Origin of the sequence: Pseudomonas sp. RU47 (assembly GCF_004011755.1) — a bacterium.
In the GTDB taxonomy this organism is placed as follows: Bacteria; Pseudomonadota; Gammaproteobacteria; order Pseudomonadales; family Pseudomonadaceae; genus Aquipseudomonas.
The window spans coordinates 4,753,176-4,777,991 of the sequence record NZ_CP022411.1 but is presented as its reverse complement, the minus strand read 5'-3'; the positions used below and the strand labels follow the sequence as shown (position 1 = coordinate 4,777,991).

The 24,816-nt window shown below is 54.1% G+C and carries 22 protein-coding genes; 17 read left to right on the top strand and 5 right to left on the bottom strand.

Going from position 1 to position 24,816, the window contains the following annotated elements:
- Positions 1–68: 68 nt before the first annotated feature.
- The 17 genes from mtnA (at position 69) to CCX46_RS21630 (ending at position 19,827) form a co-directional block, all read left to right on the top strand.
- On the top strand, positions 69–1,145 hold the full coding sequence (mtnA, locus tag CCX46_RS21710) for an S-methyl-5-thioribose-1-phosphate isomerase (RefSeq protein WP_053122467.1): 1,077 nt from the start codon (positions 69–71) through the stop codon (positions 1,143–1,145).
- A 423-nt stretch (positions 1,146–1,568) separates the two neighbouring features.
- Positions 1,569–4,343, top strand: a complete 2,775-nt coding sequence (gyrA, locus tag CCX46_RS21705; RefSeq protein ID WP_127929287.1) for a DNA gyrase subunit A — start codon at positions 1,569–1,571, stop codon at positions 4,341–4,343.
- A 229-nt stretch (positions 4,344–4,572) separates the two neighbouring features.
- Complete coding sequence (gene serC / locus CCX46_RS21700) at positions 4,573–5,658, top strand: 3-phosphoserine/phosphohydroxythreonine transaminase (RefSeq protein WP_127929286.1); 1,086 nt, start codon at positions 4,573–4,575, stop codon at positions 5,656–5,658.
- The gene (pheA, locus tag CCX46_RS21695; RefSeq protein WP_007908404.1) at positions 5,658–6,752 is read left to right on the top strand and encodes a prephenate dehydratase; all 1,095 of its coding nucleotides are present in this window, start codon (positions 5,658–5,660) and stop codon (positions 6,750–6,752) included. Before serC ends, pheA begins: the two co-directional genes overlap by 1 nt.
- A 13-nt stretch (positions 6,753–6,765) precedes the next feature.
- On the top strand, positions 6,766–7,878 hold the full coding sequence (gene hisC / locus CCX46_RS21690) for a histidinol-phosphate transaminase (protein WP_034155292.1): 1,113 nt from the start codon (positions 6,766–6,768) through the stop codon (positions 7,876–7,878).
- A 28-nt stretch (positions 7,879–7,906) separates the two neighbouring features.
- Positions 7,907–10,114, top strand: a complete 2,208-nt coding sequence (locus tag CCX46_RS21685) for a bifunctional prephenate dehydrogenase/3-phosphoshikimate 1-carboxyvinyltransferase (protein ID WP_238704418.1) — start codon at positions 7,907–7,909, stop codon at positions 10,112–10,114.
- Positions 10,111–10,800 carry a (d)CMP kinase gene (gene cmk, locus CCX46_RS21680; protein WP_064391442.1) on the top strand — a complete coding sequence of 230 codons (690 nt, stop codon included), beginning with the start codon at positions 10,111–10,113 and terminating at the stop codon, positions 10,798–10,800. The genes CCX46_RS21685 and cmk overlap by 4 nt, the downstream gene beginning before the upstream one ends.
- Before the next feature lie 119 nt (positions 10,801–10,919).
- Complete coding sequence (gene rpsA / locus CCX46_RS21675) at positions 10,920–12,602, top strand: 30S ribosomal protein S1 (RefSeq protein WP_053122458.1); 1,683 nt, start codon at positions 10,920–10,922, stop codon at positions 12,600–12,602.
- 204 nt (positions 12,603–12,806) lie between these two features.
- Entirely contained in the window at positions 12,807–13,085 is a 279-nt protein-coding gene (locus CCX46_RS21670; protein WP_007908433.1) for a hypothetical protein, read from the top strand.
- Positions 13,086–13,237: 152 nt separating this feature from the next.
- Positions 13,238–13,534 carry an integration host factor subunit beta gene (gene ihfB, locus CCX46_RS21665; protein ID WP_003189779.1) on the top strand — a complete coding sequence of 99 codons (297 nt, stop codon included), beginning with the start codon at positions 13,238–13,240 and terminating at the stop codon, positions 13,532–13,534.
- Positions 13,535–13,564: 30 nt separating this feature from the next.
- Positions 13,565–13,804 carry a LapA family protein gene (locus CCX46_RS21660; RefSeq protein ID WP_127929284.1) on the top strand — a complete coding sequence of 80 codons (240 nt, stop codon included), beginning with the start codon at positions 13,565–13,567 and terminating at the stop codon, positions 13,802–13,804.
- Between the two features lie 223 nt (positions 13,805–14,027).
- Positions 14,028–15,098 carry a dTDP-glucose 4,6-dehydratase gene (rfbB, locus tag CCX46_RS21655; RefSeq protein ID WP_177413874.1) on the top strand — a complete coding sequence of 357 codons (1,071 nt, stop codon included), beginning with the start codon at positions 14,028–14,030 and terminating at the stop codon, positions 15,096–15,098.
- 2 nt (positions 15,099–15,100) lie between these two features.
- Positions 15,101–15,994 (top strand): dTDP-4-dehydrorhamnose reductase, encoded by an 894-nt coding sequence (gene rfbD / locus CCX46_RS21650; protein WP_127929282.1) that lies wholly within the window; start codon positions 15,101–15,103, stop codon positions 15,992–15,994.
- Positions 15,991–16,881, top strand: coding sequence for a glucose-1-phosphate thymidylyltransferase RfbA (gene rfbA, locus CCX46_RS21645; RefSeq protein ID WP_127929281.1), 891 nt, complete (start codon positions 15,991–15,993; stop codon positions 16,879–16,881). Before rfbD ends, rfbA begins: the two co-directional genes overlap by 4 nt.
- A 53-nt stretch (positions 16,882–16,934) precedes the next feature.
- Positions 16,935–17,858, top strand: a complete 924-nt coding sequence (locus tag CCX46_RS21640) for a glycosyltransferase (RefSeq protein ID WP_127929280.1) — start codon at positions 16,935–16,937, stop codon at positions 17,856–17,858.
- Positions 17,855–18,817, top strand: a complete 963-nt coding sequence (locus CCX46_RS21635) for a UDP-glucose 4-epimerase family protein (protein WP_127929279.1) — start codon at positions 17,855–17,857, stop codon at positions 18,815–18,817. The genes CCX46_RS21640 and CCX46_RS21635 overlap by 4 nt, the downstream gene beginning before the upstream one ends.
- A complete protein-coding gene (locus tag CCX46_RS21630) occupies positions 18,814–19,827 on the top strand; it encodes an MraY family glycosyltransferase (RefSeq protein WP_127929278.1) in 1,014 nt (337 codons plus the stop codon). Before CCX46_RS21635 ends, CCX46_RS21630 begins: the two co-directional genes overlap by 4 nt.
- A 119-nt stretch (positions 19,828–19,946) precedes the next feature.
- Here the strand turns inward: CCX46_RS21630 and CCX46_RS21625 are convergent, their stop codons facing one another.
- From CCX46_RS21625 to CCX46_RS21605, 5 genes are read right to left on the bottom strand one after another with little or no spacing between them, the layout of a single operon-like run.
- Entirely contained in the window at positions 19,947–21,422 is a 1,476-nt protein-coding gene (locus CCX46_RS21625; protein WP_127929277.1) for a hypothetical protein, read from the bottom strand.
- Entirely contained in the window at positions 21,419–21,793 is a 375-nt protein-coding gene (locus tag CCX46_RS21620; RefSeq protein ID WP_342212678.1) for a GtrA family protein, read from the bottom strand. The genes CCX46_RS21625 and CCX46_RS21620 overlap by 4 nt, the downstream gene beginning before the upstream one ends.
- 20 nt (positions 21,794–21,813) lie before the next feature.
- Positions 21,814–22,770 carry a WxcM-like domain-containing protein gene (locus tag CCX46_RS21615; protein WP_127929276.1) on the bottom strand — a complete coding sequence of 319 codons (957 nt, stop codon included), beginning with the start codon at positions 22,768–22,770 and terminating at the stop codon, positions 21,814–21,816.
- Complete coding sequence (locus tag CCX46_RS21610; RefSeq protein WP_127929275.1) at positions 22,763–23,707, bottom strand: glycosyltransferase family 2 protein; 945 nt, start codon at positions 23,705–23,707, stop codon at positions 22,763–22,765. The genes CCX46_RS21615 and CCX46_RS21610 overlap by 8 nt, the downstream gene beginning before the upstream one ends.
- Complete coding sequence (locus CCX46_RS21605) at positions 23,704–24,816, bottom strand: DegT/DnrJ/EryC1/StrS family aminotransferase (RefSeq protein ID WP_127929274.1); 1,113 nt, start codon at positions 24,814–24,816, stop codon at positions 23,704–23,706. Before CCX46_RS21605 ends, CCX46_RS21610 begins: the two co-directional genes overlap by 4 nt.

The window sequence follows — 24,816 nt, the reverse complement described above, 5'->3', positions numbered from 1 at the left end:
ATACCCGAGCGTCTTCGCGGGGGGATCGCTATAATCGGCGGCTTTTGTTCATGAGTGCGGGGTGTGGGATGCGCGATCGACTGTTGGCTGCGGAAAAAGTGAAGGCCATCGATTGGCGTGACGGCGCGCTGCACCTGCTGGATCAGCGTATTTTGCCGTTCGAGGAAACCTGGATCGCCTACACCAGCGCCGCCGGCGTGGCAGAGGCGATTCGCTCGATGGTGGTGCGTGGCGCGCCGGCCATCGGCATCAGTGCGGCCTATGGCATCGTGCTCGCGGCCCGTGCGCGGATCGCCGAAGGTGGCGACTGGTACGCGGCGCTGGAAGAGGATTTTGCCCTGCTGGCCGACTCCCGTCCGACGGCGGTCAATCTGTTCTGGGCGCTCGGCCGTATGCATGATCGCCTCGATCGCTTGAAAGAGAATGCCGATCCGCTGGCGGCGCTGGAAGCCGAAGCCATCGCTATCCACGAAAGCGACCGTGAAGCCAACCTGACCATGGCGCAGCTTGGTGTTGATCTGATCCGCAAGCATCAGGGCAATGCCCAGGCGATTCTGACCCACTGCAATACGGGCGCGCTGGCCACCGGTGGTTTCGGTACGGCGTTGGGAGTGATTCGTGCAGCCTTTATTGAAGGCATGGTCGAGCGCGTTTACGCCGATGAAACCCGCCCATGGCTGCAGGGTTCGCGCCTGACCGCGTGGGAACTGGCCAACGAAGGCATTCCGGTGACCCTCAATGCCGACTCCGCTGCCGCGCACATCATGAAAACCAAGGGCGTGACGTGGGTGATCGTCGGCGCTGACCGCATTACCGCCAACGGTGACGTGGCGAACAAGATCGGCACCTATCAACTGGCGGTCAACGCCATGCACCACGGTGTGCGTTTCATGGTCGTGGCGCCGAGTTCGACCATCGACATGAACCTGGCCAGTGGTGATGACATCCCGATCGAAGAGCGTGACGGTGCCGAGTTGCTGGAAGTCGGCGGCAAGCGCGTCGGTGCCGACGTTGAAGCGTTCAACCCGGTGTTTGACGTGACTCCGGCAGACCTGATCGATGCGATCGTCACCGAAAAGGGCATCGTCGAGCGTCCGGATACCGCGAAAATGGCCCAGTTGATGTGCCGCAAGCGCCTGCATTAACAGGCTTGAATCCCGCGTCGACCTCTTCGCGAGCAAGCTCGCTCCCACAGTTTTTGTGAACGCCACAGAACAATGTGGGAGCGAGCCTGCTCGCGAAAGGGCCTTAAAAGTCAATAAACATCCCCAAACCAAGCCTGAATTCTGCATTCAAAGAAGCTCTGAGCCTCTCTCGTCCCCGTTAAGCCTGTCACCGGTCAACTAACTATGCTCCATGCGCATCAGGGGGATAGGTGCGTGGCGGCCTTTGTGATAACATCCGGCGTTTTCCGAGGCAGCTCCACGGAGCTGTCTTTACTGCGCAAATCCGCGATCCAATGTTGATTTGTCGTAAGTCGGCGCATGGCACTCGGCCTGCCCCGACGAGCTTCGTTGCTCCCACATGGATATGACGAAGTTTCACCAGAAAAAGGAATCAGGCTTCTCATGGGCGAACTGGCCAAAGAAATCCTCCCGGTCAATATCGAAGACGAGCTGAAACAGTCCTACCTCGACTACGCGATGAGCGTGATCGTCGGCCGTGCACTGCCGGATGCGCGCGATGGCCTCAAGCCCGTGCACCGTCGCGTACTGTTCGCGATGAGCGAGCTGGGCAACGACTTCAACAAGCCGTACAAGAAATCTGCCCGTGTTGTCGGCGACGTGATCGGTAAGTATCACCCGCACGGTGATACCGCGGTGTACGACACCATCGTTCGTATGGCTCAGCCTTTCTCCCTGCGCTACCTGCTGGTAGACGGTCAGGGCAACTTCGGTTCGGTCGACGGCGACAACGCTGCGGCCATGCGATACACCGAAGTGCGCATGACCAAGCTGGCGCACGAGCTGCTGGCTGACCTGCACAAAGAAACCGTGGACTGGGTGCCGAACTACGACGGCACCGAAATGATCCCGGCGGTCATGCCGACCCGTATTCCCAACCTGCTGGTCAACGGCTCCAGCGGTATCGCCGTGGGCATGGCGACCAACATTCCGCCGCACAACCTCGGTGAAGTCATCGACGGTTGCCTGGCGCTCATCGACAACCCTGAGCTGACCGTCGATGAGCTGATGCAATACATTCCCGGTCCGGACTTCCCGACTGCCGCGATCATCAACGGTCGCGCCGGCATCATCGAAGCCTACCGCACCGGTCGCGGGCGCATTTACATGCGTGCGCGTTCGATCATTGAAGACATCGACAAGGTCGGTGGCCGTCAGCAGATCGTCATCACCGAGCTCCCTTATCAGCTGAACAAGGCGCGTCTGATCGAGAAGATCGCCGAGCTGGTCAAAGAGAAGAAGCTGGAAGGCATCACCGAGCTGCGCGACGAGTCCGACAAGGACGGTATGCGCGTCGTGATCGAACTGCGTCGCGGCGAAGTGCCTGAGGTGATCCTCAACAACCTCTACGCCCAGACCCAGCTGCAATCGGTTTTCGGCATCAACATCGTTGCGCTGATCGACGGCCGTCCACGCATCCTGAACCTCAAGGATCTGCTGGAAGCCTTCGTCCGTCACCGTCGCGAAGTGGTTACCCGCCGTACCGTGTTCGAACTGCGTAAGGCGCGCGAGCGTGGTCACATCCTCGAAGGCCAGGCCGTTGCCTTGTCGAACATCGACCCGGTCATCGCCCTGATCAAAGCCTCGCCGACGCCGTCGGAAGCTAAAGAAGCGCTGGTCAGCACGCCGTGGGAGTCTTCGGCGGTGGTGGCGATGGTTGAGCGTGCCGGTGCCGATTCGTGCCGTCCGGAAAACCTCGATCCGCAATACGGTCTGCGCGAAGGCAAGTACTTCCTGTCGCCAGAACAGGCACAAGCCATTCTGGAACTGCGTCTGCACCGTCTGACTGGTCTGGAACACGAAAAACTGCTGGCCGAGTATCAAGAGATCCTCAACCAGATCGGCGAGCTGATCCGCATCCTCAACAGCGCCGTGCGCCTGATGGAAGTGATCCGCGAAGAGCTGGAAGTGATCCGTGCCGAATACGGCGACCAGCGTCGCACCGAAATCCTCGATGCCCGTCTCGATCTGACCCTGGGTGACATGATCCCGGAAGAAGAGCGTGTCGTGACCATCTCTCACGGTGGCTACGCCAAGACCCAGCCATTGGCTGCGTACCAGGCTCAGCGTCGTGGCGGTAAAGGCAAGTCGGCTACTGGCGTCAAGGATGAGGACTACATCGCTCACCTGCTGGTTGCCAACAGCCACACCACGCTGCTGCTGTTCTCCAGCAAGGGCAAGGTGTACTGGCTCAAGACCTACGAGATTCCGGAAGCGTCCCGCGCCGCCCGTGGTCGTCCGCTGGTCAACCTGTTGCCGTTGAGCGAGGGTGAATACATCACCACCATGCTGCCGGTCGATCTCGAAGCCATGAAGCGTCAGGCTGATGAAGAAGAAGCCGAAGGCGCCGAGGCTGATGTTGAAGAAATCGAAAACAGCAACGAGACCGACGAAGAGCGTCGCGCTCGCATCAAGGCTGCTGACCGCAAGAAAGCACCGTTCATCTTCATGTCGACCGCCAACGGTACCGTGAAGAAGACTCCGCTGGTGGCCTTCAGCCGTCAGCGCAGCGTCGGTCTGATCGCGCTGGAACTGGACGAAGGCGACATCCTGATCTCCGCCGCCATCACCGATGGCGAGCAGGAAATCATGCTGTTCTCCGACGGCGGCAAAGTGACGCGCTTCAAGGAATCCGAAGTTCGCGCCATGGGCCGTACCGCCCGCGGTGTGCGTGGTATGCGTCTGCCGGAAGGGCAAAAGCTGATCTCCATGCTGATTCCGGAAGAAGGCAGCGAGATTCTCACCGCTTCCGAGCGCGGCTACGGCAAGCGCACGGCCATCACCGAGTTCCCTGAATACAAGCGTGGTGGTCAGGGCGTTATCGCCATGGTCAGCAACGAGCGTAACGGCCGTCTGGTCGGTGCGGTTCAGGTGCAGGACGGTGAAGAAATCATGCTGATCTCCGATCAGGGCACTCTGGTACGTACCCGTGTCGACGAAGTGTCGAGCCTGGGTCGTAACACTCAAGGTGTGACGCTGATCAAGCTGGCCAAGGATGAAACCCTGGTCGGACTGGAGCGGGTTCAGGAACCTTCGGAAGTCGAAGGTGAAGAGCTTGAGGGTGAAGAGGGTGAGGAATTCGAAGGCAGCGTCGTGATCGACGATGCTGGCGAAGACCAGCAACTCGACGCCGCAGCAGACGAAGAACCGCAAGAATAAGCGGACAAACGAGGGGGCGGATGAGAATTCGCCCCCTTGTTATTTGTCCCGTTTGAAAATTTGCGACACTGCGCAGGATCGTTCCCACGCTCTGCGTGGGAATGCCGCTCGGGACGCTCCGCGTCCCATGACGCAGAGCGTCATCGGATGCATTCCCACGCAGAGCGTGGGAACGATCATCCGCAGACCAATAGATTTAAGTGACCACCAAATCAGAGCGAGATTGGATGTGAGCAAGCGAGCCTATAACTTCTGCGCCGGTCCTGCGGCGCTTCCTGAAGCTGTCCTGCAACGTGCCCAGGGTGAACTCCTTGATTGGCACGGCAAGGGTCTGTCGGTCATGGAAATGAGCCATCGCAGTGATGAGTTCGTGTCCATCGCCACCCAGGCCGAGCAGGATCTGCGTGACCTGCTGAATATCCCGTCGAACTACAAAGTGCTGTTTCTGCAAGGTGGCGCCAGCCAGCAATTCGCGCAGATCCCACTGAATCTGCTGCCTGAAGGCGGCTCGGCCGACTATATCGACACCGGTATCTGGTCGCAGAAAGCCATTGAAGAAGCTTCGCGCTACGGCCACGTCAACGTTGCCGCCACTGCCAAGCCTTACGACTATTTCGCCATTCCGGGCCAGAACGAGTGGAACCTGTCGAAAGACGCCGCTTACGTTCACTACGCGCCAAACGAAACCATCGGCGGTCTGGAATTCCAGTGGATTCCTGAAGTCGGTGATGTACCGCTGGTGGCTGACATGTCTTCGGACATCCTCTCGCGCCCGGTCGATATCTCGCGTTTCGGCATGATCTACGCCGGTGCGCAGAAAAACATCGGCCCAAGCGGCATCGTCGTCAACATCATCCGCGAAGACTTGCTCGGCAAAGCGCGCTCGCTATGCCCGACCATGCTCAACTACAAAGTCGCAGCGGATAACGGCTCGATGTACAACACCCCGCCGACCCTGGCCTGGTACCTGTCCGGTCTGGTGTTCCAGTGGTTGAAAGAGCAGGGTGGCGTTGAAGCGATCGCCAGGCTCAATGACGTCAAGCAGCGCACGCTGTACGACTTCATTGACGCCAGCGGCCTCTACAGCAACCCGATCAACAAGTCGGATCGCTCGTGGATGAACGTGCCGTTCCGTCTGGCTGACGATCGTCTGGATAAACCGTTCCTGGTCGGTGCCGAAGAGCGCGGTCTGCTCAACCTCAAGGGTCACCGCTCTGTAGGCGGCATGCGCGCCTCCATCTATAACGCTGTCGACATCACCGCGGTCAACGCGCTGGTGGCCTACATGGCTGAATTCGAGAAGGAACACGGCTGATGTCCGAGCAAGAACTCAAGGCACTGCGCGTTCGCATTGACGCTCTGGACACCAAAGTCATGGAGCTGATCAGTGAGCGTGCGCGTTGCGCCCAGGAAGTCGCGCGAGTAAAGATGGCCTCGCTGGCCGAAGGCGAAGTGCCGGTGTTCTATCGTCCTGAGCGCGAAGCTCAGGTGCTCAAGCGGGTGATGGAGCGCAATCAGGGGCCGCTGGGCAACGAAGAGATGGCGCGGTTGTTCCGCGAAATCATGTCGTCGTGCCTGGCGCTGGAGCAGCCGCTGAAAGTGGCTTATCTGGGCCCTGAAGGCACCTTTACCCAAGCGGCAGCCATGAAGCACTTCGGTCACGCGGTGATCAGCAAGCCGATGGCGGCGATCGATGAAGTGTTCCGTGAAGTGGCGGCCGGTGCGGTGAACTTTGGCGTGGTCCCGGTGGAAAACTCCACCGAAGGCGCGGTCAACCACACGCTGGACAGCTTCCTCGAACACGACATGGTCATCTGTGGCGAAGTCGAGCTGCGCATTCACCATCACCTGTTGGTCGGTGAAAACACCAAGACCGACAGCATCAGCCGCATCTATTCCCACGCACAGTCGCTGGCCCAGTGCCGCAAGTGGCTGGACGCGCATTACCCGAATGTCGAGCGCGTGGCGGTATCCAGCAACGCCGAAGCGGCCAAGCGGGTTAAAGGCGAATGGAACTCGGCGGCGATCGCCGGTGACATGGCGGCAGGGCTTTACGGTCTGACTCGTCTGGCCGAGAAGATCGAAGATCGTCCGGACAACTCGACGCGCTTCCTGATGATCGGTAACCAGGAAGTGCCGCCGACCGGCGACGACAAGACCTCGATCATCGTGTCGATGAGCAACAAACCCGGCGCGCTGCACGAGTTGCTGGTGCCGTTCCATGACAACGGGATCGACCTGACCCGCATCGAAACCCGTCCGTCGCGCAGCGGCAAATGGACGTATGTGTTCTTCATCGACTTCGTCGGTCACCACCGTGATCCGTTGATCAAAGGTGTGCTGGAAAAGATCAGTCAGGAAGCAGTAGCACTCAAAGTGCTGGGTTCCTACCCGAAAGCAGTTCTCTAAGGGGCGGTAGCAAATGAGTGGCAACTTCCTCGCTCTGGCACAGCCGGGCGTGCAACAACTTTCGCCGTACGTTCCAGGCAAGCCTGTGGACGAACTGGCGCGCGAGCTGGATCTGGATCCGGCAAAAATCGTCAAACTGGCGAGCAATGAAAACCCGTTGGGTGCCAGTCCGAAAGCCTTGGCGGCGATCCGTGAAGAGTTGGCCGAGCTGACCCGTTATCCGGATGGCAACGGTTTCGCACTGAAATCGCTGCTGGCCGAGCAATGCCGCGTAGACCTCAATCAGGTCACGCTGGGCAACGGTTCCAATGACATTCTCGAGCTGGTTGCGCGCGCCTATCTGGCCCCGGGCCTCAATGCGGTGTTCAGCGAGCACGCATTTGCGGTGTATCCGATTGCCACTCAGGCGGTCGGCGCGCAAGCCAAAGTGGTGCCAGCCAAGGATTGGGGGCATGACCTGCCGGCGATGCTTGCGGCCATCGATGCCAACACTCGCGTAGTGTTCATCGCCAACCCGAACAACCCGACCGGTACCTGGTTCGGCGCTGAAGCGCTGGACGAATTCCTGCAGGATGTTCCGGAGCATGTGCTGGTGGTGCTCGACGAGGCATACATCGAGTACGCCGAAGGCAGTGATCTGCCGGACGGTCTGGATTTCCTCGCGGCTTACCCGAATCTGCTGGTTTCGCGCACGTTCTCCAAGGCCTACGGTCTGGCAGCGCTGCGTGTCGGCTACGGTCTGTCGACACCCGTGGTGGCGGACGTGCTGAACCGTGTTCGCCAGCCATTCAACGTCAACAGCCTCGCGTTGGCGGCGGCGTGTGCGGCGTTGAAAGACGAGGAATATCTGGCGCAAAGCCGCCAGCTCAACGAATCGGGCATGCAGCAGTTGCAAGCCGGTTTCCGTGAGCTGGGCCTGAGCTGGATCGAATCCAAAGGCAACTTCATCTGCGTCGACCTCGCTCAAGTCGCAGCCCCGGTGTTTCAGGGCTTGCTGCGCGAAGGCGTGATCGTGCGTCCGGTGGCCAACTACGGCATGCCGAACCACCTGCGAGTGACCATCGGTCTGCCGGCGGAAAACAGCCGCTTCCTCGAAGCGCTGCGCAAGGTTCTGGCTCGTGGGTGATGTCACTGCACTGCAATCTGCTGCACCTATGATCGGTCGCCTTGTGGTGGTCGGTCTGGGGTTGATCGGTGGTTCGTTTGCCAAAGGCTTGCGTGAAAGCGGTATCTGCCGCGAAGTGGTCGGGGTCGATCTCGACCCGCAGTCGCGCAAGCTGGCGGTTGAGTTGGGCGTTGTGGATCGCTGTGAAGATGACTTGGCGGCAGCCTGTCAGGGTGCTGACGTAATTCAGTTGGCAGTGCCGATCCTGGCCATGGAAAAAGTGCTCGCGCGTCTGGCGGGCATGGATCTGGGGCAGGCGATTCTGACTGACGTCGGCAGCGCCAAAGGCAATGTTGTACGCGCAGCCAGCGAAGCGTTTGGCGCCATGCCGCCGCGTTTCGTGCCGGGCCATCCGATTGCCGGTTCCGAGCAGAGCGGGGTGGAAGCCTCCAATGCGGAACTGTTCCGTCGCCACAAAGTAATCCTCACGCCGCTTGAGCAAACCGATCCGGCTGCGCTGGCTGTGGTCGACCGTCTGTGGCGCGAATTGGGCGCCGACGTCGAGCACATGCAGGTCGAGCGTCACGATGAGGTGCTGGCTGCGACCAGTCATTTGCCGCACCTGCTGGCCTTTGGTCTGGTCGACTCGTTGGCCAAGCGCAATGAAAATCTTGAGATCTTCCGTTACGCTGCGGGCGGTTTCCGCGATTTCACAAGAATCGCCGGAAGCGACCCGGTGATGTGGCACGACATCTTCCTCGCCAACCGCGAGGCTGTCCTGCGCACACTCGATACATTTCGCAGCGACCTCGACGCCTTGCGCGACGCGGTCGATGCAGGGGATGGGCACCAATTGTTGGGCGTTTTCACGCGCGCCCGGGTTGCCCGCGAGCATTTCAGTAAAATCCTGGCCCGCAGGGCCTATGTGGACGCTATGAATTCCAACGATCTGATCTTCCTGGCTCAACCTGGTGGCCGCCTGTCCGGTCGGATTCGCGTACCGGGTGACAAATCGATTTCCCACCGCTCGATCATGCTCGGCTCGCTGGCCGAAGGCGTCACCGAAGTCGAAGGCTTCCTTGAGGGCGAAGACGCCCTGGCGACCTTGCAGGCATTCCGCGACATGGGCGTGGTCATCGAGGGCCCGCACCACGGCCGCGTGACTATTCATGGTGTCGGCCTGCACGGTCTGAAACCGGCGCCGGGCCCGATCTATCTGGGTAACTCCGGTACCTCGATGCGTCTGCTGTCCGGCCTGTTGGCTGCGCAGAACTTCGACAGCGTTTTGACTGGCGATGCGTCGTTGTCCAAGCGCCCGATGAATCGCGTAGCCAATCCACTGCGTGAAATGGGCGCCGTGATCGAAACTGCTGCCGAAGGTCGTCCACCGATGACCATTCGTGGCGGTCACAAACTCAAAGGCCTGACCTACACCATGCCGATGGCCAGTGCCCAGGTGAAATCCTGCCTTTTGCTCGCCGGTCTGTACGCTGAAGGCAAAACCACCGTGACCGAGCCGGCGCCGACTCGCGATCACACCGAGCGCATGCTGCGCGGGTTCGGCTATCCGGTAAGCGTTGAAGGCGCTACGGCTTCGGTTGAGTCTGGCGGCAAGCTGACTGCAACTCACATTGAAGTGCCGGGCGACATCTCTTCGTCGGCGTTCTTCCTCGTGGCGGCTTCGATCGCTGAAGGTTCGGAACTGGTGCTGGAGCACGTCGGCATCAACCCGACCCGCACTGGCGTCATCGACATCCTGCGTCTGATGGGCGCGGACATCACTCTGGAGAACCAGCGTGAAGTTGGCGGCGAGCCGGTCGCTGACCTTCGCGTGCGGGCAGCTAAGCTTAAAGGTATCGAGATTCCTGAAGAGCTGGTCCCGTTGGCTATCGACGAATTCCCGGTGCTGTTCGTCGCCGCAGCCTGTGCCGAAGGGCGCACTGTGCTGACTGGCGCAGAAGAGCTGCGGGTCAAGGAATCGGATCGTATTCAGGTGATGGCTGACGGCCTGTTGGCGCTGGGCGTGAAATGCCAGCCAACCCCGGACGGCATCATCATCGACGGCGGCCAGATCGGCGGCGGCGAAGTGCATGGTCACGGCGATCACCGTATTGCGATGGCGTTCAGCGTTGCCTCGTTGCGCGCAACTGCACCGATCCGCATCCATGATTGCGCCAACGTCGCGACGTCGTTCCCCAACTTCCTCGCGCTGTGCGGGCAGGTCGGTATTCGTGTGGCACAAGAGGCTCAGTCGTGAAAAACATTGCACCGGTCATCACCATTGATGGGCCAAGCGGCTCGGGCAAGGGCACCGTAGCCGGAATTCTGGCCAAGCGTCTGGGCTGGAACCTGCTGGATTCCGGTGCGCTATACCGTTTGCTCGCCTTTGCTGCGCACAACCATGGTGTCGACCTGACCAATGAAGAGCTGCTGAAGAAACTCGCCGCTCATCTGGATGTGCAGTTCATTGCGGCGACCGAAGGTCAGTTGCAGCGAATCATTCTGGAGGGCGACGAAGTCAGTGATGTGATCCGCACCGAAAGCGTCGGCTCCGGTGCTTCGCAAGTGGCTGCATTGCCCGCCGTGCGCGAGGCGCTGCTGCAGCGCCAGCGTGCATTCCAGGAAGCGCCGGGCCTGGTGGCCGACGGTCGCGACATGGGAACGGTGGTTTTTCCTGATGCGCCGCTGAAGATTTTCCTGACCGCCAGTGCCGAGGAGCGGGCGCGCCGTCGATATTTGCAGTTGAAGGGCAAAGTCGAGGGTGTTAGTCTGTCGAGTCTGCTAGATGAGATCCGTGCACGCGACGAGCGTGACACCCAGCGAGCGGTAGCCCCGCTTAAGCCGGCGGCTGACGCCATACAGCTGGATTCCACGGAGTTGTCCATCGATCAGGTGCTTGAACGCATCATGAGCGAGATCGCCATTCGCGATATCGCCGGGTGACCAAGAAGGCCGCAGGGGACCAGTCATAGTCCTGTGGTGCTTCTTTTTAATGAAACTAACCCACACCGTCTGGGGTGTGGAGATGGGCGTATCCTTCGCCCTCATTTACAGGAATTAAAATGAGCGAAAGCTTTGCGGAACTCTTTGAAGAAAGCCTAAAAACCCTGAACCTTCAGGCAGGCTCCATCATCACCGGTGTTATCGTTGATATCGATTACCAAGCTCGCTGGGTAACCGTTCACGCTGGCCTGAAGTCTGAAGCACTCATCCCGCTTGAGCAGTTCTACAACGACGCTGGCGATCTGACTATCAATGTCGGTGACGAAGTTCACGTTGCTCTGGACTCGGTTGAAGACGGTTTCGGTGAAACCAAGCTGTCCCGTGAAAAAGCCAAGCGCGCTGAGTGCTGGATCGTTCTGGAAGCAGCATTCGCAGCTGAGGAAGTGGTCAAGGGCGTTATCAACGGTAAGGTTAAAGGCGGCTTCACTGTCGACGTTAACGGCATCCGTGCGTTCCTGCCAGGTTCCCTGGTTGACGTCCGTCCAGTGCGCGACACCACGCACCTGGAAGGCAAAGAGCTGGAATTCAAGGTCATCAAGCTGGACCAGAAGCGCAACAACGTTGTCGTTTCCCGTCGCAGCGTCCTGGAAGCCGAGAACTCCGCCGAGCGTGAAGCTCTGCTGGAATCCCTGCAGGAAGGCCAGCAAGTCAAAGGTATCGTCAAAAACCTCACCGATTACGGCGCATTCGTCGATCTGGGTGGCGTGGACGGCCTGCTGCACATCACCGACATGGCCTGGAAGCGCATCAAGCATCCTTCCGAGATCGTCAACGTTGGTGACGAAATCGATGTCAAGGTTCTGAAATACGATCGCGAACGCAACCGTGTTTCCCTGGGCCTGAAGCAACTGGGCGAAGATCCATGGGTTGCTATCAAAGCCCGTTACCCAGAAAGCACTCGCGTTACCGCTCGTGTAACCAACCTGACCGACTACGGCTGCTTCGCTGAGCTGGAAGAAGGCGTTGAAGGTCTGGTACACGTTTCGGAAATGGACTGGACCAACAAGAACATCCACCCTTCGAAAGTCGTACAAGTCGGCGACGAAGTGGAAGTTATGGTTCTGGACATCGACGAAGAGCGTCGTCGTATCTCCCTGGGCATCAAGCAGTGCAAATCTAACCCATGGGAAGATTTCTCTGGCCAGTTCAACAAGGGCGATAAAATCTCCGGCACCATCAAGTCGATCACCGATTTCGGTATCTTCATTGGTCTGGACGGCGGCATCGACGGTCTGGTTCACCTGTCCGACATCTCCTGGAACGAAGTGGGCGAAGAAGCCGTACGTCGTTTCAAGAAGGGCGACGAGCTGGACACCGTTATCCTGTCGGTTGACCCAGAGCGCGAGCGTATCTCCCTGGGTATCAAGCAACTGGAAAGCGATCCGTTCTCCGAGTACGTTCAAGAGAACGACAAAGGCGCCATCGTTAAAGGTACTGTGAAAGAAGTTGACGCCAAAGGCGCCATCATCGTTCTGGCCGACGATATCGAAGCGACTCTGAAAGCCTCCGAAATCAGCCGTGACCGCGTTGAAGACGCGCGCAACGTTCTGAAAGAAGGCCAGGAAGTAGAAGCCAAGATCATCAGCGTTGACCGCAAGAGCCGCGTGATCCAGCTCTCCATCAAGTCGAAAGACGATGCTGAAGAGAAAGAAGCTATCCAAAGCCTGAAGGCTGAAGAAGCTCCTACTGGCGACACCACCATGGCGGCACTGCTGCGCCAGGCAATGGCCAAACAGAACTAAGTTCTGCTTGATCATGAAAAAGGGCGACTTCGGTCGCCCTTTTTTGTGCCTGCGATTTAGTGTCCGCGGCTTGCATGACGGTTTTGGTGAAACCAATCTGGCTTCTGGGTGGTCTGTTTCTTTAATCGGATCAATCGCCTATTCACGACTAAGCTTGGTCTTAAGCGTGTAGTCGTCGGGCAGTTGCCTGGCATAAGGAAGTGGATGAACAAGTTTATTGTCCTCATGGCTGTACTGGTTCTGGCGGGCTGTACGACCAGTGCCAAAACCCATGCTGTGCGTGGCGTCAGTGGTATAGAGGTCGATTGCTCTGGGTTGGGCTCTGGCTGGGAGAAATGCCAGAAGCGCGCGGCAAAGGAGTGCAAGGGCGCGGGGTACAAAGTGATCACACGATCGGATGATGCCAAGGATGAAGATGAGTTTCCTTTTGGCTTCAACCCGGCAGGCTACGTGACACGCACCATGCTGGTGATATGTCGTTAAGTGTGCCGTGCGCCGTTTGTTGCTGTGGTGCCCTGAAAACGGGCGTTTCGACGCGGCGGAAGATATGTCAATCCCTGGGCTGTTCAAAATCTTCCGGGCGTGCTAAAACCTTTCAAGCGCTGATCTAGCTGCTTGAAAAAGAAGGGAAAAATATGACGAAGTCGGAGTTGATCGAACGAATTGTCACCCATCAAGGGCTGCTCTCATCCAAGGATGTGGAGCTGGCCATCAAGACCATGCTTGAACAAATGTCCCAATGTCTGGCCACCGGTGATCGAATCGAAATCCGCGGCTTTGGCAGCTTCTCCCTGCACTACCGTGCGCCGCGCGTTGGTCGTAACCCGAAGACCGGCCAATCCGTCAGTCTTGACGGTAAGTTCGTGCCGCATTTCAAGCCGGGTAAAGAGCTGCGCGATCGGGTGAATGAGGAAGAGGAGGAGGGGGTTTGATCTTCGCTATTCAAATTCGAGGTGGCGTGAATGCGTAACCTGAAACGCATACTTCTTGGCGTATTTCTTCTGCTGTTGGTCCTGATTGTTCTGGCTTTTGTGCTTGAGAATCAGCAGTCGGTTTCGCTTTTGTTTCTAGGTTTTTCCGGGCCGCAGTTGCCAGTGTCGCTCGTTGCAGTGTTGGCTTTGTTGATCGGAATGCTGATTGGCCCTTTATTGGGCTGGTTTCTGGGGCGTTCGTCCAGAGCCGCACGCAAGCGACTGGTCTGAAAACGACAGGTGCAGGGCATCTGTCGAAATTGCGCCTCAGTCTGTCTTTATCCATTAGTAAAACCATCATTAAGCTGTAAAATGCAGCCCTTGTTCGATAGTGCCTTATTGCATGTCGATTCAGACTGACTCTGACGGATGCCAACTGCGACTGGCCTCTGCATTCATGGATTAGATGGCGCTCAATGGCAGCGCTGTCCGCAGCTCAAGGGTATCGTTTCGCGTGAAAATTCTAGTAACCGGCGGCGCTGGCTTCATTGGCTCGGCAGTCATCCGTCACATCATCTCTAACACTTCCGATGCGGTCGTTAACGTCGATAAGCTGACTTACGCTGGTAATCTGGAGTCGCTGGCGGAGGTCAGCCAGAATTCGCGCTATGCATTTGAACGCGTCGATATCTGTGATCGTGATCAGATCGACCGTGTCCTGCGTGAGCACCAACCGGATGCAATCATGCACCTGGCCGCAGAATCCCACGTCGACCGCTCGATCTCTGGTCCGTCCGAGTTCATTCAGACCAATATCATCGGCACGTACACGCTGCTTGAAGCTGCCCGCCACTACTGGGCTGCGCTGGATGATGCGCGTAAAGCCAGTTTCCGCTTCCACCACATTTCGACTGATGAAGTTTACGGAGACCTTGAAGGTCCGGAAGACCTCTTCACCGAAACCACACCGTATCAGCCAAGCTCGCCATACTCGGCCAGTAAAGCCAGTTCCGATCACTTGGTTCGCGCTTGGGCTCGTACATACGGCTTGCCTACTCTGGTGACCAACTGCTCCAACAACTACGGCCCATGCCATTTCCCTGAGAAGTTGATCCCGCTGATCATTCTCAATGCGCTGGAAGGCAAGCCGCTGCCGGTTTATGGCAAAGGTAACCAGGTACGTGACTGGCTGTATGTCGAAGATCACGCTCGTGCTTTGTACAAAGTCGTGACCGAAGGTGTGATCGGTGAGACTTACAACATCGGCGGTCATAATGAAAAACAAAACATCGAAGTGGTGCATACCCTGTGTGCGTTGCTCGATGAGTTGCGCCCTGATTCTGCCCATCGTCCTCATGCCAGCCTGATTACCTATGTTCAGGATCGCCCTGGCCATGACGTGCGTTATGCAATCGATGCGAGCAAGATTCAGCGTGAGCTGGGCTGGACACCGGAAGAGACTTTTGAAACCGGTATTCGCAAGACTGTTGAGTGGTATCTGAATAACACTGAGTGGGTGGAGCACGTGAAGAGCGGAAGCTACCAGCAGTGGATCGATCAGAACTACGCGGATCGCTCGAATTAAGCATGAAGATCCTTCTTCTAGGAAAGAACGGTCAGGTGGGCTGGGAGCTGCAACGTTCCCTGGCTCCGCTTGGTGAGCTCGTCGCTCTTGATCGTCACCTTGTTGATGGCCTCAGCGGTGATCTGTCGAATCTCGAATCCCTGCGTGCAACGATTCGTCAGATAAAGCCCGACGTTATTGTAAATGCCGCTGCCTATACGGCGGTCGACAAAGCTGAATCGGAAACCGAGTTGGCGGATCGCGTAAACGGCCTTGCAAGTGGCGTGATGGCGGAAGAAGCCGCATCGCTGGACGCATGGCTGGTTCACTACTCAACGGATTATGTTTTCAGTGGCCAAGGCGTCACGCCATGGCATGAGACAAACCCTGTTGCGCCGGTGAACCATTACGGCGCCAGCAAGCTCGCCGGCGAGCAGGCAATTATCGCGTCGGGTTGCAAGCATCTGATCTTTCGCACCAGCTGGGTGTACGGCGCTCGCGGCAACAACTTCGCCAAGACCATGCTGCGCTTGGCCAAAGATCGCGAAACGTTGAGCGTGATTGCGGATCAGATCGGAGCGCCGACTGGGGCTGATCTGATTGCAGACGTAACGGCGTTGGCTATCCAGCAAGTTACCAAACGTCCAGAGTTGGCTGGCCTCTATCACTTGGCCGCTGCTGGCGAGGTGTCCTGGCATGGCTATGCCAGTCATGTAATTGACTTCGCTAAAGCCCAAGGCGAGGAGTTGGCTGTGACAACGGTCGACCCAATCGAAACGACGGCCTACCCGACACCTGCACGTCGCCCTCTGAACTCACGCTTGAATACTCAGAAACTGCGCGACAATTTTTCTCTACACTTGCCGGATTGGCAAAGTGGTGTAACCCGAATGCTTAGGGAAGTTCTGAACAAATGACCACGACAAATCGCAAAGGCATCATTCTGGCCGGCGGCTCGGGCACTCGCCTGCATCCGCTGACTCTCGGTGTATCCAAGCAAATGCTTCCGATCTACGACAAGCCGATGATCTTTTATCCGCTGTCGGTATTGATGCTCGCGGGTATGCGAGAAATCTTGATTATTTCCACGCCTGATGATTTGCCGTGCTTCCGCAAGCTGCTGGGCGATGGCAGTCTGTATGGTATCAAGCTAAGCTACGCGGAACAGCCTAGTCCAGACGGTCTGGCTCAAGCGTTTATCATTGGCGAAGAGTTTATTGGCAATGACCCTTGCTGCTTGATCCTGGGTGACAACATTTTCTATGGTCAACACTTTTCGGATAATTTGCGGTCTGCCGGCTCCCAAGAACATGGCGCAACCGTATTTGGTTATCATGTATCTGATCCGGAGCGTTTTGGTGTTGTAGAGTTTGATGCGACCGGTAAAGCGCTGAGTATCGAAGAGAAGCCGCTGAAGCCGAAGTCCAATTATGCTGTTACCGGGTTGTATTTTTATGACAACGACGTTGTCGACATCGCCAAGAATATCAAGCCATCCGAGCGCGGCGAACTAGAGATCACCGACGTCAATCGTGCCTATCTCGAGCGCAAGACGCTCAAGGTCGAGATGCTCGGTCGTGGTTTCGCTTGGCTTGATACGGGCACCCATGATTCGCTACTCGAGGCCAGCCATTTCGTGCATACGATCGAACAACGCCAAGGCCTGAAAGTAGCCTGTCTTGAAGAAATTGCGTATCACAATGGCTGGATTACTGCCGAGCAACTCGGGACGCAAGCCGATGCATTGAAGAAAACCGGCTACGGCCAATACCTGCAAAAATTACTGGACACGCCTTCGCACTGAGGTGATTTTGTAAATTTTGAGCGACAGCGCTTGTCTCGCATAGCAGGAATGGCATGCCAGTAAAACATCCCAAGGTTGTAGTTTTGCTGGCTGCCTTCAACGGCATGCAGTGGATAGAAGAGCAGTTGGGCTCGATCCTCAGCCAAGTAGGCGTTGACGTTACCATCTATATCAGCATTGACCCTTCTACTGACGATACTGAGGCTTTTTGCGTGGCCTACGCTGCGCAGCATTCAAATGTCATCGTATTGCCGTTCGCCGGAAACTTTGGCGGTGCCTCCCGTAACTTCTTTCGATTGATTCGTGATGTCGGTTTTGACGGCTTTGATTTCGTCGCATTTTGCGATCAGGACGATTTCTGGTATCCGGATAAATTGCAACGTGCGACTAACGCTCTCTCGGTTCATGAAGTCGATGCTTATTCCAGCAATGTGAGGGCGTTCTGGCCCGACGGAAAAACCTGTGTTCTGGATAAGGCACAGCCTCAAGTTACGTGGGATTTTCACTTCGAAGCAGCAGGACCAGGATGTACCTACGTACTAAGTAAGAATCTCGCCGTGGCGATGAAGTCGCGAATGCTCCTCAACTGGCGGCAACTCCAGAATGTCAGTTTGCATGACTGGTATTGCTATGCTTTCGCTCGCACGCATGGTTACAAGTGGTACATCGATCCGGTTCCTTCGATGGATTATCGCCAGCACGGGCGCAATCAGGTCGGTGCGAATACAGGGTTGAGCCAACTGATATCCCGATATAAATCCATCCACGATGGCTGGTGGTTCAATCAAGTTCGGTTGATAGCGCTTTTGGTTGGTCAGGAAAATGATCCTTTCATCCGTGCCTGGTTGCCGTTGGGCCGTCGTCAACTGATTAGGTTGTCTTTTAGTGCGTGTAAATGCCGTCGGCGTAAGCGCGATAAGGTGTTCTTTTTTGGTATTTGCTGGGCCACCGCATTAATAGGTAATAATGTTATATGACTGCCGCTACGGTACTTGTCACAGGGGCAAGCGGATTAGTCGGAGAGGCTCTGGTGCTCAGGCTTCTGGTAGACAAGTCTTTTTCTGTCGTCGCCGCTGCTCGAGGTGCCACTCGACTACATGGCCTCTGTCCCGTTGAGCCCTTCGATTTGACCCAACCAATCCTGTTGCCCTCTCTTGGCAGCGCGAAAGTGGTTGTTCATTGCGCTGCCCGAGTGCATGTAATGAAGGACAGTGCAGCAGACCCTGTTATCGAGTTTCGCAAGGTAAATGTCGAAGGGACTCTTCGATTAGCGCAACGAGCAGCTGAATCGGGGGTCAAGCGCTTCATCTTTATCAGTTCGATTAAGGTGAATGGCGAAAGTACCCAGCCGGGCAAGCCGTTCACTGCTGATGATCGACCGAATCCATTGGGCCCATATGGCGTGTCCAAATATGAAGCAGAAGAAAAGCTGATTGAACTGGGCCGTGAGACTGGTATGGAGGTGGTTATAATTCGGCCACCGCTTGTCTACGGGCCCGGTGTGAAAGCGAATTTTCTGAATATGCTGAGTTGGCTGAACAAAGGTATTCCGTTGCCGTTAGGAGCGATTCGCAACCAGCGCAGTTTGGTAGCCATCGCTAATCTGGTTAGCCTTATCGTCACGTGTGTTGATCATCCCGCAGCAGCCAATCAAGTTTTCCTTGTCAGCGACGGTGAGGACCTTTCCACGACTCAGCTATTACAATGCCTGACTCAGGCGCTAGGTAAGCCCGTTCGCCTTGTACCGTTCCCTGAGCGATTATTGAAAATGGCAGCATCACTAGTGGGTAAGCAAGCCGCCGTTCAACGACTTTGCGGGTCGCTGCAGGTTGATATAAGTAAAAGCCGCGAGTTACTTGGGTGGGAACCCTCGACCAATACGCACACAGCTTTGCTTCAGACCGCCCTTTATTATCTGGAAAAACAACCAAAATGACTGTTTGGTGCCTGCTTGTCGCGGTGATTATCGTTTCGTGGGTGCTGACCCTCGTGTTGCGGCGTTATGCTTTGTACAAGAGCTTGATCGATATCCCCAATGAGCGAAGTTCTCATTCGGTACCGACGCCAAGAGGCGGAGGGGTAGCAATTGTCGCCTCCTTTTGCCTAGCGTTGCCCATACTTGCCATGCTGGGTTTGATTAGTCCCGCAGCTACCTATGGGCTACTTGGATCAGGTTTACTTGTTGCCGCTATCGGTTTCGCCGATGACCATGGACATATCGCTGCCCGATGGCGTTTGTTTGGACATTTCCTAGCCGCTTCGTGGGGATTGTTCTGGTTGAACGGACTGCCAACAATCGAGCTATTTGGAGTTGGTTTTTCTTTGGGATGGGCAGGAAACATCTTCGCAGCTATATATATCGTATGGATGCTGAACCTTTATAATTTCATGGATGGTATCGACGGGCTGGCGAGTGCCGAGGCGGTCAGCGTCTGTTTGAGCATGTGTCTGTTGTACTGGTTATCTGAGCATACCGAATATATGTGGGTGTCATTGCTCCTCGCAGCCTCTGTGACAGGTTTCCTCCGGTGGAACTTCCCACCCGCCAGGATCTTCATGGGGGATGCAGGCAGTGGCTTCCTCGGAATAGCGTTCGCATTCCTGTCGATCCACGCGGCTTGGATTGACTCTCAGTTAATGTGGTGCTGGATCATATTGTTAGGCGTATTTATCGTAGACGCTACTTTTACATTGATAAAACGACTATCAAAAGGGCAGAAAATATATCAGGCTCATCGGAGTCACGCGTACCAAGTGGCTTCGAGAGCGTACGGCAGCCACAAAATTATCACCGTAGCCGTGGTGCTCATTAATTTTTTTTGGTTGTTGCCGATATCACTAGCTGTTGCACTGAATTATCTCAGCGGCATCTTGGGGGTAGCGATAGCTTATATACCTTTGCTATCGTTGGTCTGTAGGTATCATGATGATAGCTCTGCTGGGTGATTATGTACCATCGCGCTGATAATCAGCAAGTTTCTCTCGGTTGCCAGTCAGAATAGTTAGAGCGTTGATCGATAGATTAATGCTCTAACTAGAATGATTCTTATCTTAACAAAGCTGAATTATTGCAAATATTTTGTTTTCGGTTGTTCTGGGGTTTTCTTCGCAAGCATTAGGTGTCCTGCGATGAAAACAACACACAACATCAAGCTGATCTCGTAACTTTCTACTGACATCCACGGACCTTGACGTCCAAAATAGTACTGCCATTCACTGGATTGCAAGCTGGCACCTGATTGAATAGCATTGATCGATTTGCTATGTAGCCAAAACATTGGCGAAATTAGAACAAGCGAAGTAACTAAGCACCAAATCCTTTGTGGTAATGATAAATCTGCCATCGCAAAAATCAATACGAGTATAGGTAAGACACCTATCCATTGGCGACTTTCAGAACCGAAAATCAAAAATGGCAAAAAGGCGATAAATGTTGCTATCAATGCAACAGGGATGGGTCTATGTTTTCCCAAGGTATATTTAGTGATAATGAGAATCGCGATGGCGAGCGTAGGGGTCAAATTTGTGATATTAGATATCAGCGGTTTGAAAGGTAATGCCAGGGTCTGGAGTGCCATGTATTGCGTAAGAGGTGGCCCTGTGAATCCTGAGGTCCAGTTTATGCTTGCGTACATATAGTATGCACTGGCAATTGTAATGAAAATCACCAATAGGGTGGACTTTAGGTTTATAGACTTCCAGACATCGGAATTTGTTACCAAGCTGCTACACATCCAGGCAATTAACGCCATTGCAACAGTGGCAGAGACAGTTGATAGCAATTTCAATTCGATCAAGGCCGTGGGCCCGCCGCGGTCCGAGCTGTGGCTTAGTATTAGCTCTGAAGTGACATTGCCGAAGAGTGATGGAATGAAACTTAGCACTAGTGTAACACAGATAAAGGTTAATAATACGCTCGGGACAATCTTGGCTTTCGCAAATGTTTGTGAGTTGTTGCTAATTGGGAAAATGCTTAAAAGCATTGGAATTATAAAAAGGCTGGGGAGGATCCAAAGGCTTATTCCTGCCAAAAGATATAGTGGCCAACAAATGGACCGCGACCAGCACCAAATGCAAAGACAGCTGATCGTCAAGGCAATATGATCGCTTAGTATCGGATAAAATACTGGCATTACTAAGAATGGCCAAGTAAAAACTAAAGTTCCAATTGATATAAGTGAAGCGTGTTTTTTAACTTTGAGTTGTAATAAAGCATTATAAATCAAACCCGCGCTCATAGAGAGCAGTGCAGCGTTCAAAACTGCCTGAACCGTAACAATTTGGCTCGGTAATACACCGAGTTTCACTGCCAATATCAAAAATAAAAAGCCCGGCATCCGTATTTCTCGATATGGATCACCGGTGACGTCACTTCCGGAAGCAAGTACTTGCACGTAGTTTAGATAGACGCTCCCATCCCAACCGGCACCGCCACTTACGGGGATATATCCAGTTACAAAGTAGGTAAGCAAAAAGAGCAGGAGAGTTGCCCAGACTATAAAGCTAAAAAATTTGAAGTTGTCGGAAGTGAAATATCTCATTCTGAGACTTTTCCCATAAATAAAATTTTTGATAAGAGGTATGTAACGGGAATCGTCAGGCAAATCGAAATTATGGGCGCAATCGTCTCCGGTATTCCGAGATGCTCGACACTCAACCAGACTATAGCTAGTCCAAAAAAATACTGAATCGCATAGATGAAGGGAAAAAGAAACTTGGATTTAATCCCTGTCTCTTTTTTGAATACAAAATAGCGATTTAAGGAATATGCAATAACTATGCCGCTCACGAAAGATACGGTGTAGGATGTTTTGTATGGAAAAAACATCAAGAGCATCAGATATATTGCATAAGTAATGGCAGTGTTGAAACCTCCTGAGATCAAAAATCTCAGGAAGGTCCAGCTATACATTTTTTTTAAAAATGAAAGCATCATATTTCGTCTTGAACGTTAACAGATGCTAAAAAGTCATCATAATTCCTAATGTAGTCGTCTGACTCATAATAATGAGAGGCGAAAACCATCAAGACTGAATCGGCTGAATAACGATATTGAATCCCCCACGTTTTTGGAGGCAAATAAATACCTTTGTTCGGGCTATCCAGAATAAACTCTTCGCGATTTTTTCCATCATCTGCAACGACATGCACAGAGCCCTTTACTGCTATTAGGAACTGGTGACATTCCTTGTGCGCGTGTTCTCCGCGGGTCTCTGCCGTAGGAACATTGTAGACTAGGAAATAACGCTCTGCCTTGAAAGGAATCGACCTGTCAAATTCCCCGGCAGATAAACTACCGCGGATATCAGAAACTTCTTTCATTGAGTGCAGTGTCACACCCTTAACGGAAGTCGCTGAGACTTCAGGTGTCGGAATTCCAAGGTCCTTATGTTCGCTGGTTGTTATTGGTTTTGCGTTTACATAGCCAATAATTTTTGCAGGATTACCTACAACAATTGCGTTCGGTGGAATGGTACGCGTAACTACTGCGCCCGCGCCGATCATGGCGTTTGCACCGATGGTCAGCCCAGGAAGGATGGTGCAGTTGGCGCCTAATGACGCCCCTTTTTTAATAACCGTTCTTGAAAACGTTTCGGGGTAAACTCTGCTTCGTGGGAAGCGATCATTTGTGAATGTTACGTTCGGTCCAACAAAAACATCATCCTCAATGGTGATTCCATCCCATACCTGCACACCGCATTTTAAAGTTACGCGGTCACCAATTATAACGTCGTTTTCAATGAAAACATTGTCACACACATTGCATTCGCTTCCCAACTGAGCGTTAGGTAAAATGTGCGCAAACGCCCACACACGAGTATCTTTACCGATGTTTTGCGACTCACATAACGCGTGACTGTGAGTGAAAAAATCTTTAGTACTATTCATTTTTTTCCCCAAAATGCTCTACTCGCATCGGAATCGATAATGGCCGGTTCTTGGTGTTTTCATATGTTCTCCAGGAATAGGAGCCGACGATTCCCAAGCCCAATAAGTTTAAACTTCCGAGGAAGGTGATTGCTAGCACAATCATTGCATACCCAGGAACCTCAATCATGCCTTGGAGTTTGGCGACTATTGTGAATAATCCAAAAAGCGCTGCAAGTGTCGATCCAACTGCGCCGGTTCTGATCAATAGTCTGATTGGCAAATCAGTGAAAGAAAAAACACTGTCCATCAGGTAATTAACTTTCTTCCGCAGCGTCCATGCGGAAACACCATGCTCGCGTACACGTCTCGAGTACTTCACAACTTCGCGACGGTAACCTAACCAAAATATCTGCGCTATTAGAGAACTGTGGCGTTCATCGAGGGTCAATAGCGTGTCTCTAAATACTTTATTGCACGCAAACATATCCACGCCACCCGTCGGAATTTCGGGTATCACATACCGTTTATATAGTCCCCAAAAAATCCTTGAAGCAATCTTTGACAGCAGGGGATCCTGTCTCGACTCCCGAACCCCTACGACAACATCGACCTCCTGTCGAAGTAATATCCGGTTCATCTCCAGCACGAGTTCCGGCGGCTCTTGGAGATCCGCTGCCATCACTGCAAATCGGTGACCGGTTGCATGCCCCAGCCCCGTACGGATGGCCATGAAGGATCCAAAGTTTTTGGAGAGCAGAATCAGTTGTGATTTAAACGATTGTTTTGGAAGTGTATCCCGCAATATTTCATACGATCGGTCTGGGCTCCCGTCTACTACGAAAACAGCCTCAAAAGATCCTTTCAGTTCAATCTGAAACTGACTAATCGCTGCTAGAAGATCTGGCAGTGATTCCTCATTGCGATATACGGGAATGACTAGAGATAGCAAAGTCATTTTCCTTCTGAGAAGTATTTCACAACAGCGTCGATAACTCTCTGCACGTCTTCATCTGGTAACCCGGGAAAGCACGGGAGAGAAATAACGGATTGGCAGGCTTCTTCCGTTTGTGAGAGGGACATTGATTTACTTTTCGATGAGTTGTACGCCGGCTGCATATGGTCGGCAACGGGATAGTGAATATCCGTGCTGATCTGATGGCTGCTCATGTACTGAGCAAAGTCATCGCGATTTTTTACACGTACAACATAGAGATGCGCTACAAAGTCTTCATTAATAGAGTGCGGCAATTGCATATCGAGGTGAGCAAAAGCGTTATTGTAGCGTTGTGCTATCGACCTGCGTTGTGCATTCCAGGTATCAAGGTGAGGCAGTTTAACGCGCAGAATGGCGGCCTGCATTTCATCGAGCCTGCTGTTGCGCCCATTAGGTACTTCAACGTGATATTTTTTTGACCAGCCATATTGGCGGAGTTGCAAAACTTTCTCGGCCACTTCCACGTGGTTGGTAACGATTGCTCCTCCATCTCCTAGCGCGCCTAGGTTTTTCGTAGGATAAAAACTAAAACACGCAATTGTCCCAAAGCTGCCGGCTAGTTTGCCATTACGGCTAGCTCCGTGCGACTGTGCACAATCTTCCAGGACTGGAATTCCGGCCGCTGAGGCGATGCTCACTATCTCTTCGATATTGGCAAGTTGGCCATATAAATGCGTGACGATAATGGCTGATGGTTTCAAGTCCAGTGATGCTTTCAAAGCTACCGGGCACATGGTCAACGTATCGTTAGCAATATCTACGTATAAGGGTTTCGCTCCGACAGCATGGATGGCCGTGCTGCCATAGAAGCCAGCGTTTGCCACCGCAACTACGTAGTCGTTTTGTTTTACACCTAGTCCAAGCAATGCGAGTTCCAGAGCTTCAGAACCGTTGGCGACGCTGATGCAGTGTTTGACCCCCGTGTATTCGGCAAATTCTGCTTCGAAAGCTTTAACTTCCGCTCCTAAAATATACCAATGACTCTCCAGAACTTTTTTTATAGGGGTTACAAAGTCCAGTGAATCATTCGCTTTATGTGCGGAGAAAAGCGGGATATTTACAGATGGCAT